Raw genomic sequence first — 18,101 nt, 5'->3', positions numbered from 1 at the left:
CCATGCAACGAGTCATAGACATTCAAAATGTCAAAAAAAGTTACCAAATGGGGGAGCAAGTTGTGCATGCGCTTCGAGGGGTAACATTGAATATTAAACGCAACGAATATGTAGCTTTGATGGGACCATCAGGATCAGGTAAATCAACCTTGATGAATATGTTAGGTTGTTTAGACACTCCTTCTGCGGGTACTTATTTGTTGAACAATCAAAATGTATCTACTTTGGTAGATGATGAATTAGCAGAGATTCGAAACAAAGAGATTGGTTTTGTCTTTCAGACCTTTAATTTAATCCCAAGATTGTCTTCTTTAGAAAATGTAGCTTTGCCTTTGGTTTACTCTGGTATGAAAAAATCAGATCGTTTGGCGAAAGCTCAAGCGGTATTAGAATCGGTAGGACTAGGAGATCGAGTGCATCACAAACCTAATGAATTGTCTGGTGGACAGCGACAACGAGTGGCAGTAGCTAGAGCTTTGGTCAATAATCCATCAATTATTCTAGCAGATGAGCCAACAGGAAATTTAGACTCAAAAACCTCTATTGAAATAATGGCTTTGTTTGAAGAAATTCATAACAATGGAAATACCGTTATTTTGGTAACACACGAACCTGATATTGCCGAACATGCTCATCGGATTATTCGTTTGAAAGATGGTGAAATTGAAAGTGATATTTTAAACCAAGAAATTATTAGTGCTATTAAAAAGTAGCTATATTGTTTTAGCCAAACTTCTAAAACCTTTATATACAATTAACAAACATCCATGAATAGCTTATTTTTGCAATTGAGTAACGAGCCTGCTTTGCACGAAGCACCGTTAACCTATCTAATATTGGCCATTACAATTTATACCTCTTATCGGTATATGGAAGACTCCGACGAAAAACGTCGCATGTTGTTTAATGCGTATGCTATTGATAAATACAATCAGTGGTATCGTTTTTTTAGTCATGGACTCATTCACAAGGATTGGGTGCATCTAGGACTCAATAGTTTTGTACTGTATATGTTTGGAGGACAATTGGAAATGGATTTGAAGAGTACAAGATATTTTGGTCCATTGATGGGACCAATTTTATACCTTACACTATATCTCACGGGATTAGCCATGTCGTCTGTCTATTCATTTTACAAACATAGATATAGTTCTTCTTATAACGCTCTAGGAGCTTCAGGAGCCGTTTCTAGTGTTGTGTTTGCTACTATTTTATTGAGTCCATTAGGAGGGATTGGAATCATTTTTATACCAATAAGAATTCCTGCTTTTATATTTGGTGGCTTGTATTTGGCTTATTCGGCTTACAAAAGTAAACAAGGTAACGACAACATTGGGCATGATGCGCACTATTGGGGATCGGTATGGGGATTTGTTTTTTTATTGATATTTCAACCCAAATTGTTATTGGATTTTATAGATCAAATAAAACTTTATCTTAGTACGATATTTTAATCAAAAAATACCTCTTGAGCCATTTTAAAAGTATTGCAATGGGCATCGACAATATGTGCTAATTTGGGAGAATAGCCACCTCCCATACTAACGGCGACAGGAATGTTGGCTGCTTTGCAATATTCAAAAACGAGCTGATCTCGTATTTTACACCCTTCAATGCTCAAGCCCAAACGACCTAATTTGTCAGAAGCTAAGACATCAACACCAGACAAATAAAACACCAAATCAGGTTGAACTTCTTCTAATAACCGAGGAATGTAAGCACGAACCAAGTCTAGGTAAGGCTCGTCTTTCAGACCATCTTCGAGTGGAATATCTAAGTCTGAGTTTTCTTTTTGGAGCGGATAATTTTTAGCACCATGCATAGAAAAAGTAAATACTCTTGGCTCTTGTTCAAAAATCTTGGCAGTACCATTACCTTGGTGAACATCTAGATCAATAATCAAAATTTGTTGTGCCAATTGATTGTCTAGGAGATAATTAGAAGCAATCGCAAAGTCGTTTAATACACAGAAACCTTCGCCTCTATCACGAAAAGAGTGGTGCGTGCCTCCCGCAACATTCATCGCAACACCATATTGTTTTGCATACAACGCACAGTCGATGGTTCCTTGCGCAATCACTCGACCTCGATCAATCAAACTTTTGCGAACAGGAAAACCAATTTTTCGGGCAGCTTTAGGGCTAATACTGAGTTCCTTTAAGCTTTGCCAATAGGCTTTGTCGTGCGTGCGCAAAATCCAAGTTTCTTCTAAGGGTTGGGGCTCAAAAAAATGCTCTTGCTCTATAATGCCTTGATGTAATAATTGGGCTGGAATGAGTTCGTATTTAGACATAGGAAAACGATGTCCTTCGGGAAGAGTGTATTTATAAATAGAAGAAAAGGCAATTTTAAGCATTGATTTTGAAGGATTTTTACAGAGAAAAAACGGATAAATAGTTTTTTTGTTCTTATCTTTTTAGGATTATTTTCTTTTTATGGAAATAAAATTTCTAAAAATTGCATAACTCTAGTAAATAGAAAAACATGACAAAATGTATATTGTTCATCATTTGTCTCTTTTTTTGGGGAAATAATATTTGTGCGCAAAGTGAATTGGATGATGAACCAGTTTGGGAGCTGGAAAAGCTTCCTGAAGATAGAGTTTTTAAGAATGGTTTTTGGGTAGATTTGGGGGTAGGAATGTCTTTGGTTTATGAAGAACGTTCCATTGCTTTTAAGTCTCACTCTATAAAAACAGAACCAGCTAGTTGGAAGAGTGCTCATGCTTTTAGTGGACGATTTGGAAATAAATGGTATTATACTGGACATACACGTTATCAATTAGGATTTCAAGCAACATGGTTGGGCGCAGGAGTTGATGTTGCCAATGGTGGTTGGTACGTCGATATTGGAGCAGCTGGATTTTGTAGTTTATTTAGAACGGGAGAGAAAAGCGGTGTAGAAGTGAATCTGAATCTTGGTCCAAGTATTTATACCACTGATCTATCTTATTGGGGAGCACAAGCCAATATGGAATTAAAGTATCGTGTAGGTTATCTTTCTTTGGGAACAATGTTTCGATATTTTACGGGGGGACATGAAGGAAGAACACAGCCATCTATTGTTAATTTTTTACTGCTATTGGGAGTGAAATTTTAATAAAAATAGGCTTCTAACTTAGCTAAATTTTAGCAAAGAATGCTACCTAACCCTCCAAATAATCGAAACAAATGCCAAATACTCGTTTAGTAATTCTTAGATTACATTCCTTTTCTATTTCTCTTTTAAATATCTTACCTTAGACGCATTCTTAGTTTTAGACGATTGTAGCAGCATGAGGAAATTATTGCATTTACTGTTATTGCTCTTGATAACGTTTGGTGTTTATGGACAAAAATCAGATACCTTATATCATTTTTTTAAAGGTTCTGTAAACAAAGAATATTCCATTACTATGGAATTAAAACAGTCGGGTGTGAACGTGACAGGAGCTTATTTTTATGATAAATACCGCAAGAGTGTAGCTATAGAGGGGGAGTTGAGAGAGGGAAATACAATCGTATTGAGAGAAGTAGATCGAATCGACAATCAAAATCCTTCTATTTTTGTCGGAACTTATAGTGCCGATTGGCAAACGATAGATGGAACTTGGGAAAATATCCTCAAAAATCGTCGTTATACCTTTGATCTAACAGCAATTGAGGCACCTATCGGACAATTAATTCCTTATCGTTTTGACAACATTCGACGCTTTCAAGAGTTTTTGAATTATTTTGATTTGGAACCAGCCTTGCCTTTTGTGGTACACGAAGGAATTCAACAGAAAGGATTTCGTTGGAAGAACGGAACTAAAAAATCTGCTAAAGAGGATTATAAAAAAATAATTCCTTATCGTTTGGCAAAGCGTTACATTATGAATCCTATCCAACTAAAACCAGAAGGGAGTTTTAATTATTTGGCTATAAAACCACAAAATTATAAGCCCCACGAGATGCACTATACGGCTTTATGTTGTGTTTACAGAATGTCTACCTATGTTGGGCTTTTAGTCAATTTTGAAGAAGATACAGGATGGGATCATTACGATGTTACCTTTCTATTGACATATGATTATGCAGGACATTTGTTGGATGCTTGTAAGGTTGGAAAAAATCTTGATTTGGAATACAATGGACAGCAGTGGCGAGAAAAAATGACCAGTCATTTTTTGGTTGATTCTACGATAGAAATGCGTTCAAGTCGTTCTGTAATTGAATATGGAACGGATCTTACAGAACAAGAGTATTACAAAAAAGGAAATGAGAAACAACGAATTTACTATATTTTACAGCCTAGTGGACGATTTATTCGGCAAGAGGTAGCGCTTAAGAAAGGAAAGTAAACACTGAAAATAGCTTGTTGAGAGATGGAAGATGAATTACTGGATAACGGGATTGCAGAGGTCAAACCAAAATTCAACTATCCTTTTTATTTGTTTGTAGTTGGCTTTTTAAATATTGCATTGACTATTGTTTTGTATACTAGTACTACTTCACTAGTAAGCAGTAGAAATGACCTTATGCGTGTTTTAACTTCAGAGAGTTATATTGCTTTTATACAAGCAGGTACTTGGGTGTTGTTGCTATTAATACTAGATAGCGCACAAGCTTTTCTTAAGGTTAAAACGAAAGCGGAATGGATACAGTGGGTTGGTAATATCGTCGTATGGTGGCTATCAAGTTTTGTGGTAATTTTTTTTGTTACTCTATTAATACTTATTCCTCGAATTATTTTTTTAGGCGCAGTATTTTTAATAGGCAGCTTATTAATTACTAATTTTGAAATCGAAGGAATCGCATTAAGCGCTCTTTATTTATTGTTTACTATAGTTGTAACGACAGGTTGGCTGTGTTATTATAGCAAAAATCAGCGAACAGAATCTTAATCAATGAACTATCTTTTTTGTATAATTTTATTACTAGGAACTCAGTGGAGTGTTGGGCAATCTTCTTCTCTAATCAAGGAGCTTAAAGAACAGGCCTTGAATAAGGAGGTAGATCGAGTGAAGCGGATTGCTGCTTATAATCAGTTGACCACTATTTATTATAATAGAGATGTTAAACGTGCCAAGCGCTATTGCGAAGAAGCCTACCAGTTGGCACAAAAGGATTCCCTTTCAATAGGGATGGGAAATGTACTGAACGATCAAGGTTTGTTGAGTTTTGGTTTTGGTCAATATGAGCTGGCGATCAAGAAGGTAACGGAAGCCATTCAAATCGCTGATTATTTGAATCGTCCAATTTTGAAGGCAATGGCTTACGCAAGGTTGAGTTTAATTTACAGCGTTAAAGGTTATGCTTACAAAGCCATTGAGTATAGCATTAAGTCCATTAATATAGCAAAACAAGTAAGCAATAAAAAAAGCTTGGCATTGGGCTATTACCATATCGGTAAGTCCTATGCCAACTTGCAAGATACCAACAAAGCCGTACTCTATTATAACAAGGCTTCTACTTATCTGGGAAAAGAAAAAGATAAAAATTTAGCTGCTTTGATTTATACAGAGCAAGGGCTAATTTATATGCAAAAGGATGCTTGGACACAAGCCAATGACTTGATGAAGGCAGGGTTGGAACTAAGCAAGAAGATGTCGAATACTAGAGGTGTTGCTTATGGAAATTATGCTTTAGGCTTATTGTCCAATTCTGAACAATTCAACGATCAAGCCATTGCTTATTTCAAAAAAGCAGAGGAAGGCTATACAGAACTGAATGATGTTATTGGTATTGCGCAAGTATTGCAAGGAATGGCAAAAGTAGAATTGGATCGGGGGCAATACAAAAAGGCAGAAGGGTATTTGTTAAAAGCAATGCCAATTGCTCGAAATGCAAGGGCAATGGTATTGACCAAAGATGTTTATCAAAGCTTGTCAGATGTTTATAGAGGTAGTGGACGACACAAAGAAGCCATGGATTACTATAGAAAATATCATGTTGTAAAAGATTCTATTTTTAATCAAGACAAGAACAGAGAAATAGCAGAAATTCAAATCAAACATAAGACGAGGGAGTTGGAACGAGAAAATGCAGAGTTGGAAGAAAAGAATGAATTGATTGTCAAGTTAAATGAAGAGAGTCGTCGAAATCAAGAGTTAGAGAACACGCAAAATCGTTATATCATTGTAGCATTGATTAGTGGTTTGCTACTTATTATAACCATTGGTTTGTTGGTGTTTCGACAAGACAAATTAAAAACACAGATACGAGAAACAGAATTAGAACAACGGGCATTGCGTTCGCAAATGAACCCTCACTTTATGTTCAATTCTTTGAACTCTATCCAAAGTTTGATTGCAACAGACAACAATGCAGAAGCGAGTATTTATTTGGCTAAATTTTCTCGCTTGATGCGCCGCATTTTGCAAAACTCTAGACAGGCTTATATCCCATTGCGTCAGGAAATTGAATTTCTAGACAACTATATTGAGTTGGAACAACGTCGTTTTAAAGAAGCCTTCGATTATGAGCTAGATGAGGAAGGAATTGAAGATGCTCATTTTGTGATGATTCCACCATTGGTCATTCAGCCTTTTATTGAGAATGCAATTATCCATGGCTTATTGCGTAAGTCCGAAAAAGGAACTTTGTTGATTAAGTTTGAAGATTATAATAATACTATGATCAAATGCACCATCAAAGACAATGGCATCGGCAGAGTGGCTGCTGCGGCTTTTAAAACGGAAGAAGGGCAGGAGTCTTTGGGGATTAAGATTACAGAACAACGCTTGCGTTATTTAACGATAAAAGAAAAAATAACAGGTCCTTTTATAAAAGTACTTGATTTAAAAGATGCAGAAGGAAACGCAACAGGAACACAGGTTGAGTTGTTGTTGCCGATCAAATTTAAAGCTTAATAAAACAACATGATTGACACGGTAATTATAGATGATGAGCAAGCAGCTCAAATAACGCTGATGAAATTTTTGCAAATGCATTGCCCTGACGTTAATGTAGTAGGGACAGCAGACGGCGTAGAAGAGGGACTAAAATTAATTGCTAGCAAAAAGGTAGATTTGGTGTTTTTAGACATCAAAATGAACGATGGAACAGGTTTTGACTTGCTCAAACGTTTGCCAAAAATTAATTTTAATTTGGTGTTTACAACAGCTTATGATGAATATGCCCTCAAGGCTTTTAAATATTCTGCTATTGACTATTTGCTGAAACCAATTGATCCTTTGGAGTTAATTGATGCCGTAGGCAAGGTGCAACAGTCGAGTAATGAAAATTCTGCACAGAGCGTCGATAGTATGTTTGAATTGTATAAGGAAAACAAGTTTGATAAAATTGCGATTCCTTCTGTAGATGAATTTCATTTTGTGCGCATTTCTGAAATTATTCGTTGTGAGGCAAGTAGTAATTATACCATTATTTATCTAGCTACTGGCAAAAAAATTGTCGCTCCCAAAACTTTGAAAGAGTTTGAGGAACTATTGGCTTCCGAAGGTTTTTTTAGAGTACACCAATCGCACTTAATTAATCTTAGTCATATTCAACAGTTTATGAAAACGAAGAATAAAATTAGAATGGGGGATGGCTCAGAAGTAGAAGTGTCTAGGCGTAAAAAAACGTTGTTTATGGAGTTAATTAATATGCGGAAGCTATAAGTCAGGAAGCAGAATTTGTTTAAATTATATTTTGCATTGGATTTTGATTGAGCTAAACTCAAAAGACAGACAAAATGTTTACGAATCATTTTGAGTGCTTGCTTAAACAGTTGTTTTCGTCGTTGCTTTTAAGTCGTAAGTCGTATATCTCTTTGTTTATAGAAGATGAATATGAGTTACGACTTATTTTTTTAACAAAAAAAATTATCTTAGGATTATATTGATCTAGTAGTTTTATTAGAACAACGCCGACTGCTTAGGTCATTTTGTTGAGTATTAAAATATTAATAAATAGTATGAAATATAATTTAATTTTTACATTGTTGATTGCTCTTTGGAGTAATGCTATTCAGGCTCAATCGAAGGGAGAAATTAGAAAAGTAATAGATAATTTTTTTGTTGCCATGGAGGCTAAAGACACGATAGCATTAGATCAATTGATGCACGATCAATGCGTACTTTTTACAACACTAACTCAAAACGGCACTCCCAAAATTCAAGCGGTGCCTAAAGCTTCTTTTTTGACATTTATGAAGCGTGTAATTGCCAAAAAATACGTTTATGATGAGCGTTTATGGAACTATGATATTAGTCAAGATGATAATTTGGCAATTGTATGGACTGAATATACGATGTTTACAGGGGCAACGAATCAGTTGAGTCATTGTGGAGTCAATGTATTTACCTTAGGGAAATCTGAAAAAGGAACTTGGCTAATTACAAACATCACAGATACGCGTCGAAAAGAAAATTGTATCACAGAAGAAACGGTTGTGGAGAATAAGGGGATGGTTGAGAACGTCTTGAACCATTGGCACGAAGCTTCAGCGACAGCGGATGCCGATGCTTTCTTTGGAGCAATGACAGAAGATGGCATTTACTTAGGGACAGATGCCTCGGAACGTTGGTTGAGAGACGAATTGAGAGAGTGGTCGAAGTTTGCCTTTGAGCGCGATACTGCTTGGGCATTTACTGCTTCTAAGCGTGAAATTTATTTTAGTAACAATCAAAAAACAGCTTGGTTTGAGGAAATGCTCGATACTCAAATGGGAACTTGTCGTGGATCGGGGGTTTTGGTAAAAAAAGATGGTGTTTGGAAGATTAAACATTATGATTTAGCTATCATGGTGCCCAATGACTTGGTAAAAGATTTCAAAAAGTTAGTTGCTATGGGAGGTTTACCAAAATCTAAAAAAGAACAACGTGCGGCTCGAAGAAAAAAGAAAAAATAAACAGGTCTTAGAGGGTATCCTATCTTATAGTGCTATTCTTTTAAAAAAGCTATTAATTACTCCGTGGAACCACGCAGTAGCACCGCAGGTAACTAAGCTTGCCGAGTAGGCTTGTGCTAATAGCACAAAAGCCGAAGGTCATGAGCGAACCGAGCATAGCGAGCTCACGACCGAAGGGAGTAACAAAGCAAACTAATTAACGGAGGATTAATATCTTAATAGAATTGAAAAAACAGGTAAGAAAACATTTATGGTATTCCTTTTGTATAATAAGAATTAAAGCAATAAGATCTGAAACTATTCGTGAATTAGAGCGTTGCTTAGATGGAAAAGCATAATCACCTACTTACTAATCTTTTAAAAATACAATACAATGAAATCAGTATTAAAACTTTTTACATTTAGCCTCTTATTGGTCGCTATATCAGCACCAACATTTGCACAGAAAAAGAAATCGAAAACAGTTGATGAGGCACATGTAAAATATACAATTACTGCCGAAGGTGGAATGGCAGCAGCATTAACTGGATCTACTATAGATCTGTTTTTTACTCCTAATAATGCCAAAGTTGTTGGAGATGTAATGAGCGGAATGATAAAAATAGATGGTCGTTTTGACAATAAGGATAAAAAAGGTTTGTTGTTGATGGATATGATGGGACAAAAGAAGTTTATGGAAATGAACAACGAGTCTATGGAAAAAACGGCTGAAGAATCTAAAAACGTCAACCAAAAGCCACCACAGGTAGAGTATACCAAAACGTATAAAAAAATTGCAGGGTATAAATGCCAAGAGGCTAAAATGACCGTAGAAGGTTCACCCAATCCTGTTATTGTGTATATCACAGAAAAAATTAAACCAGGCAATCTGGGGGATATGGATATGATGAAATTTTCTGGCTTGAAAGGTTTTCCTTTGGCATGGGAAGTGGAAGCAGAAGGAATGAAGTTTAAGATTGAAGCAGTTAATATTTCCTTGGATAAATTATCTAAAAAAATCTTCAATACGAAGGTTCCTGAAGGTTACACTAAAATGACAGAAGAAGATCTCAAAAATATGGGTGGAACGTTAGGTCTGTAAGATGGGGCATTCTTAGTAGCACTAATTTTTGGTGTTTTGTTATCAAATTTAATGGTTGGTTGTTTGCAATGACAGTACTATTGTAAATGACTGATGATAATGTTCTTAAATAAATTCCTAATTATTAATCCGCTTCTTTTAGTAATCAATAGTTCGTTTAAACCACACAGTAGCAGCGAAGCTAAACTTTATTAGTTTATTGCATGAGTGCTTCGCAGTTGATGATCAGTAAGTTGCGCATTCATTGCGTTTTGTGTTAAAATTCTGATTATCAAGTTAATATAAATGTACTTTTTTGTCTTTTTGGTAAAAAAGTAAAAAACTAAGCTTGCGCCCTCATGAGCGTAGCGAACTAATCAACGAACTACTAAGTAATAGTAAAATTAGTTAACACAAGGTACTTTTAATGTTTTGCTGGCAACTAAAAAGAAGTGGACTATTTATCTAATAAAAAATTTATGCGTCTTTTAGTATTGACATTTACAATTATGGTATTGGCTGTTTCTGCACAGGCTCAATCTGCACTTACGGATGGTTATATTAGTTACTCTATTAGTGTTGATAGTGATGAACCTGCCGCAGCATTTTTAACGATGGGTTCTTCGTTGCAAGTAGCTTTCAAAGGTCAGAAAACCAAGGCAGTTGCAAAAGTAGCAGGAGGAACCAACACCGTTAGTTTAGTAGTAGATCATAAGGCAGAAAAAGGATTGTCTTTAATGGATGTCTTAGGGCAAAAAAAGGCACTTCAACTAGAAAAAAATAAGTTGGCAGAAGCTAAAGCGGATATGGAAAAGGCGGCTAAAAACCCTATGCGTCATACAGAAGACACTAAAACGATTGCAGGTTATACTTGTCAGAAAGTCTTGATGAAGGATAAAGAATCTGGTGCCAACATTATTCTGTATATTACCGATAAGATTACACCTAAAGGAGACCCTTTTGCAACTTATCTAGTAGATGAAATAAAAGGATTTCCACTTGGGATTATTGTGCGTCATGAAGGTACAACAGTTCGTGTTATGGCTGATAAAGTTAGTTCTAGAACGCCAAGTGATGGGGCTTTTTCTTTAAGTATACCAGAGGGCTATGAGTTGACAACAGTAGATGGTTTGGAAAAAGCTGCTAAGCAAGAAATAGAAAAGAATCGTTAAGAAATTAATAAAATAGCTTACTTTTCTAACTTTTTGTGCTTCGATGCAGTATATTATAGTAATGCCCCTAACAATAAATTTTTGCCTACTAAACAAAACAGATACATATGAAACAAAGAATGAACTTCCTATTAGCACTGATTATTGGTTTGGGGATTATTACATCTGCAAGTGCACAAAAGAAGAAGCCTGCCAATTTTGATGAAGGTATTATCAAATACAAAATTGAGGTAGAGGGTATGCCCGAAGCGGCTCAATTTGCCAATAGTTCTCTTATTAATTTATACCTAAAAGGAAAAGACTCTAAAATGGATATTTCCATTATGGGAGGAATGGCAAGTTTTCAATTGATTAATAATATGACAGAAAATCTGTTTACCTTGTTGATGGATGTCCCTACTTTTTATGAAAAAACGGCTGTATCTATTGATGAAGACAGTGATTTTCTAAAAGAATTGAAAGAAGCTGGCGGTAGAAATCAAGCACCAACAAAAGATGTAGAGGTAAAGTACTTTAAAAACAAAAAACAAAAGATAGCAAAGTACCCTTGTTACAAGGCAGAGTTAGAGATGGGGGATGGAAGCAGTGACAAACTGATTGTTTATTTAACTGAAAAGTTACGCCCTACCGCCCTTTCACAAGTAGAAAAAACATTGGGAGTGATGCAAGGATTCCCTTTAGGGTTTGAGATGCGAGTAGAGGGAATGCTCATTAAGATTACCGCTATTGATGTTATCAAAGAAAATTTAGACGAGGATGCTTTTATTGTTCCTGAGTCATATAGTAAAAAGACAATGGATGAATTTAAGGAGGAGATAGAGCAGAAAATGGGAACAGGAAATGGTGGAATAGGATTGTAATCAAAAATGAATATTTCTTAATAGTAGAAGGAGGACATTTCAAGTGTGAGGTGTCCTCCTTCGATTTTTAGCATTACTTCGTATTAAAATCGTAGGTACCTACCAAGCGCCCTTTGTTATACAACTCAATTCTATAGGTTCCTGCTCGAAACGGCGTATTGGGATAAGCGTACCATTCTATACAAAGATTTTTGACAGAAGGATTGTACTCAAATATTTTGCTGGTAGTGTAACTAATGGTTGCCGTTTCTTCAAATAAGGTAAGCTTGCCCGAACCTCTATTGGGGTCACTAACAACAGCACCAGAGGGATCAATTAAGCGCAAATAAAAGCGGTTGGCTCCAGGTTCGCAGACTTCGTTTTTGACAATATCAAAACAAACCTCTATAAACTCCGTACGTTTGGCAGAATTGATGCCACGTCGGTCACCATTATTTTTTAAGCGCAAGCCCTTGGCATGTACATTGTTGGTTTGTAGAACAGAAGCCGTATTTATTTTTTTGTTGAGTTCTTCGTTGGTATCTTGTAGGTTTTTTCCTTCTTCGGCGAGTCGTTTGCGTTCTTCCAACTCTTTAGCGTATTGTTTGTCTAACAATTCTTTTTCTTTTTTGAGACGGCGATTTTCAGCTCGTAATTCATTCAAATCGAGGGTCTGTTCATCGACATAAACACGCATATTTTCGAGTTCTAAATCTAGATTTTTTAATTTTAATTGAATTTTTCGGCGAGCAGCTTTATCTTTTTGAGCTTGTTCTATCAAGCGCTTTATTTTGGAATACTGACTTTCTAGCTCCGCCTCTTTTCGAGCAATTTGAGCATACAATTCTTCATTTTCTTGTTTGTATCTAGCCAGTTCAACTTTTAATTCATTGTATAAACTATCCGATTGATGTGCAGCTTGTTCTAGCGTAATAATTTTTTCTTCTGCTACATTTTTGGTAGACACAAAGTAATACCCCACTGCAAAAACGACCAATAAAAGCAGGGTGACAATAATTATAATCTGATTATTTTTTTTCTTAGGGAGTGTCTCTTTGGGGGTAGAATCGTTTACCTCTAAAGGATTGTTATTGGCATCAGTCATTGTGGATGGATTATGATTAGATTGTTATGAGTCGTAAAACATTACTGCGTGGTATCAACGGAGTATTAAGTAAATAGACTACTAGAATAATAGAAAACTAAATTTAAGCAATCTGCCCAAACAAGCACAAGAAAATAAATGATTTTATTGGAATGAACATAAGTTTTAAAAAATATTAGCGTATTTTTATAAGTACTGAAACAAAAAAAACGAATACCACCATATTCAATGTAGTATGCTCTTAAGTTGCATAACAAAGGGAACCATCCTTAAAATAAAAAATTATGAACCATTTAAAGAAAATTTTATTGGTATGCCTTTTTCTAAATATTATGGCGAATGTGCATGCACAAGTAGAACTTATTTTTGGAGATACTTTGGTCAATGAAAAAGCAATTGCAACCTATCCAATGGCAGATGGTTCTTTTTGGGTAGTTGGGTTTACCAATACTGGAACGAATGGTGGGGCAGATGTTACCTTGATAAGGGTTGATTCTTTGGGAAATACGATGGTTCCAATTCGCTATTTTGGAGGATCTGAAAATGATTACCCTAATAATATGATTTATAAGGGAGGTAAGTTAATTATTGCAGGAGAAACGCATAATATCTTGACGAGTGATATAGATGGTTTTATATTAATTGTGGATACTCTAGGCATCTTTGAATCTTTTGAGACCTATGGACAAACAGGACAAACCGAACAGTTTTTTGATATCAAGGCTACGCAGGATGGAGGTTTTGTTGTTTCTGGTTTTGCGTCTCTGCCCAATCGAATTGGCAATGATTTTTTGATTTCAAAGTTTGATAATAAAAACTATTTTGATTGGATGCAGGTGCACGACTTGGGAGGAAATGATATTGGAATGGTTGCGATAGAAAAACCTCAAGGGGGATACCTCTTGGTCGGCGATCAATTGCAACCTGCTGGTAATTATAATGTGGCTATTGTTGGTTGTGATGCATCGGGGAATATGCTCTGGGATACAGTGGTAGCCAATCCTTACAATGGCGGTTGCAAGCAAGCTCTAATTTATGATAACCAGTTAATTATAGTAGGAGAAATGGGGACGGCAACTTCGACCGCTTTTGATCCTTATTTGATTCGTGCAGATTTGCAAGGGAATGTCCTTTGGCAAGGAACGATACCCAAAACAAATAATGGAGATGCTATTTTTGATTTAGTAGTAAAATCTCTTAATGAAATTTTTGTAACAGGATATATGTACAACAACGCTATACAAGGCACCGATTTATTTGTTATGGAAATTGATTCAATCGGAGGAATTAAAAACGAACGCTATTATGGCGGGACTTCTTTTGATATGGGAATTGATATTCAAGTAAGGAACGATGGACGATTTATTATATCTGGTTTTACGAATCGACAAGCAAGTGATCAGTATTATATTATTTACGATTCATTCAGCCCTAATACAGCCATTTCAACATTACCGTTGTTACAGAATGAACTATTAGTATACCCCAACCCTTCTAATGATTATATTTATCTATCCTCTACAATTCATTTTCAACAAGTTGAGATTGTAGATAAATTAGGGCGAGTTTCACGACCTGTTATCAAACAGAATACAATAGATATTCGTCATCTAGAAACAGGACAATATTGGATTGTACTCAAAGATAAGGAAGGAAAGATTATTGATATGAAGTCGATTGCAAAGCAGTAAAAGGCAGAGTTATAGAGTGACCTGTACATTAAAAAACATGGAAGAAATCAAACCGTTGTCCATGAAAAACAACGTCCTTTCCTTGAATATAATGCCCTATTGTTTCTAAAACAGGTGTTTTCCATTCTGTTTCTTTGGTTTCATAATAACGACTTTTGTCACCTCTTCCAATGGTAAACACTTGTACCGTTTGTCCACCAACAGTATAACGGCGGATGGTTTGTGGACTCCAGAGTCGGAAAAAATCCACTTGAAATTCTTTTTCGACATTATCAAAATCAGTAAACTTAATCTTAGTCTGATTTTCTACTTTTAACAATGTTTTTTCAGCAAAAGGCACAAGACAGGATTTGTCTTCGTAGCCTTCCTCATTAGAAGAAGCATAAAACTTGACCTGTTGAGTGTCAATGCGCAGCTCCATAAAAGTACAACTTCTATCATGGTGACAATAGCCTACATTTTCCAAGACAGCTGCTTCAAACATAGGCAAAACACGGGCGGCTTCATAAGCTTTCTGAAAATAGGGAAGTAAGGCTTCTTCATAATCTGAATCTAAAATATCTATAACGCCTAGATCTGTATTCAAAACCATTTCGCCCATTTGATAGGTAAAAACTTTTAGCGTTCCCTTCCAACGAACTTCAATAGCTGGGGTATTCTCAAAAGGGCGTCCTCCACCCATTTGCATCATTTGATTGCTTGGATTGGATAAATAGCGATCCAATTCTACTTCTAATAAAATAAGTTGTCCTGCTGTACTCCCTAAGGGAAACAAACTATATTGATAAGCGGCACTACAGGCAATGACATAAGGTGCCAGAACAAAAATAAACAGGATACTGTAAATATATTTCATAAATTTTATACTTTCTTAGAGTTGCTCCTTGGTAGGGAAGCAATTGGTGTTGCTGTTGCTTCAATTCAAGAACAAAAGTACAGGATAGTTGGCAAAAAATAGGTGCTTCTGCAATTTTAGTGCATCTTTTAAGGTAAAAATACAAGGTATTTAACCAAAAAAGTAGATATTTGAAAAGCCAAAAAATCAAGTACAAAACTACTTTACCTAAAAATAAAAAACTACTACTAGTAATGAGTGCAGATAAAATTTTGGTAATCGGCTCAGAAGGGCAGATTGGCACCGTGTTAAGTCATGCTCTAAGAGATACTTATGGAATTGCAAATGTAATCACATCAGACATCAACCCACCAAGAACAAGTGTTATTGGTCATTTTGAAAAGTTGAATATTTTGGATGGAGAACGTTTGTTAGCCATTGTAAAAAAACATAAGATTACCCAAATATACCATCTTGCTGCATTGCTCTCAGCCAAAGGAGAGCAAAATCCTCGCCAGACTTGGGATGTGAACATGAATGGTTTGTTTAATGTGCTGGAAGTTGCCCGTCAAGAAAATTTAGACAAAGTCTATTTTCCTAGCTCTATTGCTGTTTTTGGAGGACAAACGCCTAAAAAGGCAACGCCACAGTTTACGGTGTTGCAACCAGAAACAATGTATGGAATCACCAAAGAAGTAGGGGAGCACTTAGCGCAGTATTATTTCAAGAAATTTAATTTAGATGTTCGCTCGTTACGTTATCCAGGGTTGATTAGTTATCAGTCATTGCCTGGCGGAGGAACAACAGATTATGCCGTTGATATTTTTCACAAAGCCGTAGCTGGTGAACCCTACGAGTGTTTTTTGGAGCGGGATACTTATCTTCCAATGATGTATATGCCTGATGCCATTCGTGCAACAATAGAGTTGATGAATGCTCCGTTAGAGAAAATCTCAATGCATTATGGTTATAATGTACGTGCTATGAGCTTTTCGGCAGAAGAACTAGCCGCGGAAATAACAAAGCATATTCCTGATTTCAAGATTACGTACAAACCTGATTTCCGTCAGCAAATTGCGGAGTCCTGGGTCGAAAATATGGATGATACCTATGCTCGCAACGATTGGGGATGGCAAGAACAATATGATTTGCCTGCGATGGTGGAAGATATGATTGTTAATCTAAAGCGAATCAAAGCGCAAGGTTCTTCTGAGTACGATGAGAGAATGTTTTTGTAGCATTGGTTGGCAACAGAAAACAGGAGATTTTAATCTAATAGCTCGTTTAATGAGCAATTGTTTGTTGCTTGTTTGGTGATAATGTCTATTGCTAACAAGAAGCTATTTAAATTATCAAAAAAATACACACTATGTTTAAGAATGTTCAAGATGCTCTAGCAGCAGAAATACAAGATATAAAAGACGCTGGACTTTACAAGGAGGAACGTGTCATTACAACACCTCAAGCCGCAGATATTAAAACGAACACAGGAGCAGAAGTAATTAACTTTTGTGCCAACAATTATTTGGGCTTGTCTTCTCATCCTGCTGTCATTGAAGCTGCCAAAGAAGCTATTGATACGCATGGGTATGGTATGTCTTCGGTGCGTTTTATTTGTGGAACGCAAGATATTCACAAAGAGTTGGAGCAAAAAATTGCTGACTTTTTGGGTATGGAGGATTCTATTCTTTATGCCGCTGCTTTTGATGCCAACGGAGGTGTCTTCGAACCGATTCTGAATAAAGAAGATGCTATTATTTCAGATGAGTTAAACCATGCTTCTATTATTGATGGAATTCGCTTGTGTAAAGCAGCTCGTTATCGCTACAAACACAATAATATGGATGACTTAGAGGAGCAGTTGAAAGCCGCACAAGGCGCACGCCGTCGTCTTATTGTTACGGATGGTTCGTTTTCTATGGATGGTACGATTGCACAGTTGGACAAAATTTGTGATTTGGCAGATCAGTACGATGCTATGGTTATGATTGACGAATGTCATTCTACTGGCTTTTTGGGAAAGACAGGGCGTGGGGTTCACGAGTATAGAGATGTTATGGGACGAGTAGATATTATTACAGGCACCTTAGGAAAGGCTTTAGGAGGCGCATCGGGTGGATTTACGGCCGCTCGAAAGGAAATTGTAGAAATGTTACGCCAACGTTCTCGCCCATATTTATTCTCTAATACGGTAGCACCTTCTATTGTGGGGGCTTCAATCAAGGTATTGGATATTCTGACAGAAAGCACAGCGTTGAGGGATAAACTAGAAGAGAACACGGCTTATTTCCGTCAGGAAATGACAGCTGCTGGTTTTGATATCATTCCTGGTGATCATCCAATTGTTCCAATTATGTTGTATGATGCTGTTTTGTCACAGCAAATGGCTGATAAATTATTGGAGGAAGGAATTTATGTTATTGGATTTTATTATCCTGTCGTACCTAAAGGAAAGGCAAGAATTCGAGTGCAGATTTCAGCAGGACACGATCGCCATCATTTAGAAAAAGCAGTGGCGGCATTCACGAAAGTAGGTAAAGAATTGGGCGTGATTAAATAACGCTTATTGATTCCGATGAAAT

17 protein-coding genes are annotated in these 18,101 nt (G+C 36.3%); 14 read left to right on the top strand and 3 right to left on the bottom strand.

Annotated elements, in window-relative coordinates; translation table 11 throughout:
• The first annotated feature begins 2 nt into the window (after nucleotides 1-2).
• Together QP953_RS21870 and QP953_RS21865 are read left to right on the top strand one after the other, a co-directional pair.
• Nucleotides 3-713 (top strand): ABC transporter ATP-binding protein, encoded by a 711-nt coding sequence (locus QP953_RS21870; RefSeq protein ID WP_052592512.1) that lies wholly within the window; start codon nucleotides 3-5, stop codon nucleotides 711-713.
• 54 nt (nucleotides 714-767) lie between these two features.
• Entirely contained in the window at nucleotides 768-1,454 is a 687-nt protein-coding gene (locus tag QP953_RS21865; protein ID WP_052592510.1) for a rhomboid family intramembrane serine protease, read from the top strand.
• Here the strand turns inward: QP953_RS21865 and QP953_RS21860 are convergent.
• Complete coding sequence (locus QP953_RS21860) at nucleotides 1,451-2,356, bottom strand: histone deacetylase (RefSeq protein WP_309552956.1); 906 nt, start codon at nucleotides 2,354-2,356, stop codon at nucleotides 1,451-1,453. The genes QP953_RS21865 and QP953_RS21860 overlap by 4 nt on opposite strands.
• Nucleotides 2,357-2,484: 128 nt before the next feature.
• Here QP953_RS21860 and QP953_RS21855 point away from each other — a divergent pair, with 128 nt between their 5' ends.
• The 9 genes from QP953_RS21855 to QP953_RS21815 all read left to right on the top strand — a co-directional run bounded on the left by QP953_RS21855 (nucleotide 2,485) and on the right by QP953_RS21815 (nucleotide 11,909).
• On the top strand, nucleotides 2,485-3,099 hold the full coding sequence (locus QP953_RS21855) for a hypothetical protein (protein WP_052592506.1): 615 nt from the start codon (nucleotides 2,485-2,487) through the stop codon (nucleotides 3,097-3,099).
• Nucleotides 3,100-3,274: 175 nt separating this feature from the next.
• Nucleotides 3,275-4,321: a hypothetical protein gene (locus QP953_RS21850; RefSeq protein WP_052592504.1), complete on the top strand. Its 1,047-nt coding sequence runs from the start codon at nucleotides 3,275-3,277 to the stop codon at nucleotides 4,319-4,321.
• A gap of 24 nt (nucleotides 4,322-4,345) precedes the next feature.
• Complete coding sequence (locus QP953_RS21845) at nucleotides 4,346-4,864, top strand: hypothetical protein (protein WP_052592502.1); 519 nt, start codon at nucleotides 4,346-4,348, stop codon at nucleotides 4,862-4,864.
• Nucleotides 4,865-4,867: 3 nt separating this feature from the next.
• Entirely contained in the window at nucleotides 4,868-6,832 is a 1,965-nt protein-coding gene (locus QP953_RS21840) for a histidine kinase (protein ID WP_052592501.1), read from the top strand.
• A 9-nt stretch (nucleotides 6,833-6,841) separates the two neighbouring features.
• Nucleotides 6,842-7,585, top strand: coding sequence for a LytTR family DNA-binding domain-containing protein (locus QP953_RS21835; RefSeq protein ID WP_052592499.1), 744 nt, complete (start codon nucleotides 6,842-6,844; stop codon nucleotides 7,583-7,585).
• A 296-nt stretch (nucleotides 7,586-7,881) separates the two neighbouring features.
• Nucleotides 7,882-8,817: a nuclear transport factor 2 family protein gene (locus QP953_RS21830; RefSeq protein WP_309552955.1), complete on the top strand. Its 936-nt coding sequence runs from the start codon at nucleotides 7,882-7,884 to the stop codon at nucleotides 8,815-8,817.
• 373 nt (nucleotides 8,818-9,190) lie between these two features.
• Complete coding sequence (locus tag QP953_RS21825; RefSeq protein WP_052592495.1) at nucleotides 9,191-9,898, top strand: hypothetical protein; 708 nt, start codon at nucleotides 9,191-9,193, stop codon at nucleotides 9,896-9,898.
• A gap of 458 nt (nucleotides 9,899-10,356) precedes the next feature.
• Nucleotides 10,357-11,049 carry a hypothetical protein gene (locus QP953_RS21820; protein WP_052592493.1) on the top strand — a complete coding sequence of 231 codons (693 nt, stop codon included), beginning with the start codon at nucleotides 10,357-10,359 and terminating at the stop codon, nucleotides 11,047-11,049.
• 107 nt (nucleotides 11,050-11,156) lie between these two features.
• Nucleotides 11,157-11,909 carry a hypothetical protein gene (locus tag QP953_RS21815; protein ID WP_309552954.1) on the top strand — a complete coding sequence of 251 codons (753 nt, stop codon included), beginning with the start codon at nucleotides 11,157-11,159 and terminating at the stop codon, nucleotides 11,907-11,909.
• A 73-nt stretch (nucleotides 11,910-11,982) separates the two neighbouring features.
• On the opposite strand, the gene QP953_RS21810 is transcribed toward QP953_RS21815, so the two are convergent.
• A complete protein-coding gene (locus tag QP953_RS21810; protein ID WP_052592489.1) occupies nucleotides 11,983-12,993 on the bottom strand; it encodes a hypothetical protein in 1,011 nt (336 codons plus the stop codon).
• A 284-nt stretch (nucleotides 12,994-13,277) separates the two neighbouring features.
• Here QP953_RS21810 and QP953_RS21805 point away from each other — a divergent pair, with 284 nt between their 5' ends.
• A complete protein-coding gene (locus QP953_RS21805; RefSeq protein ID WP_052592487.1) occupies nucleotides 13,278-14,684 on the top strand; it encodes a T9SS type A sorting domain-containing protein in 1,407 nt (468 codons plus the stop codon).
• Nucleotides 14,685-14,712: 28 nt separating this feature from the next.
• Here the strand turns inward: QP953_RS21805 and QP953_RS21800 are convergent, their stop codons facing one another.
• Nucleotides 14,713-15,540, bottom strand: coding sequence for a hypothetical protein (locus QP953_RS21800; protein WP_052592485.1), 828 nt, complete (start codon nucleotides 15,538-15,540; stop codon nucleotides 14,713-14,715).
• A gap of 233 nt (nucleotides 15,541-15,773) precedes the next feature.
• On the opposite strand from QP953_RS21800, the gene QP953_RS21795 reads away from it, so the two are divergent.
• Together QP953_RS21795 and kbl are read left to right on the top strand one after the other, a co-directional pair.
• On the top strand, nucleotides 15,774-16,757 hold the full coding sequence (locus QP953_RS21795) for an NAD-dependent epimerase/dehydratase family protein (RefSeq protein ID WP_052592581.1): 984 nt from the start codon (nucleotides 15,774-15,776) through the stop codon (nucleotides 16,755-16,757).
• A 131-nt stretch (nucleotides 16,758-16,888) separates the two neighbouring features.
• The gene (gene kbl / locus QP953_RS21790) at nucleotides 16,889-18,079 is read left to right on the top strand and encodes a glycine C-acetyltransferase (RefSeq protein WP_052592484.1); all 1,191 of its coding nucleotides are present in this window, start codon (nucleotides 16,889-16,891) and stop codon (nucleotides 18,077-18,079) included.
• The last annotated feature ends 22 nt before the right edge of the window (nucleotides 18,080-18,101 follow it).

Origin of the sequence: Aureispira sp. CCB-E (assembly GCF_031326345.1) — a bacterium.
In the GTDB taxonomy this organism is placed as follows: domain Bacteria; phylum Bacteroidota; class Bacteroidia; order Chitinophagales; family Saprospiraceae; genus Aureispira.
The sequence above is the reverse complement of the archived record's forward strand: the minus strand, read 5'-3'. Positions and strand labels throughout refer to the sequence as shown.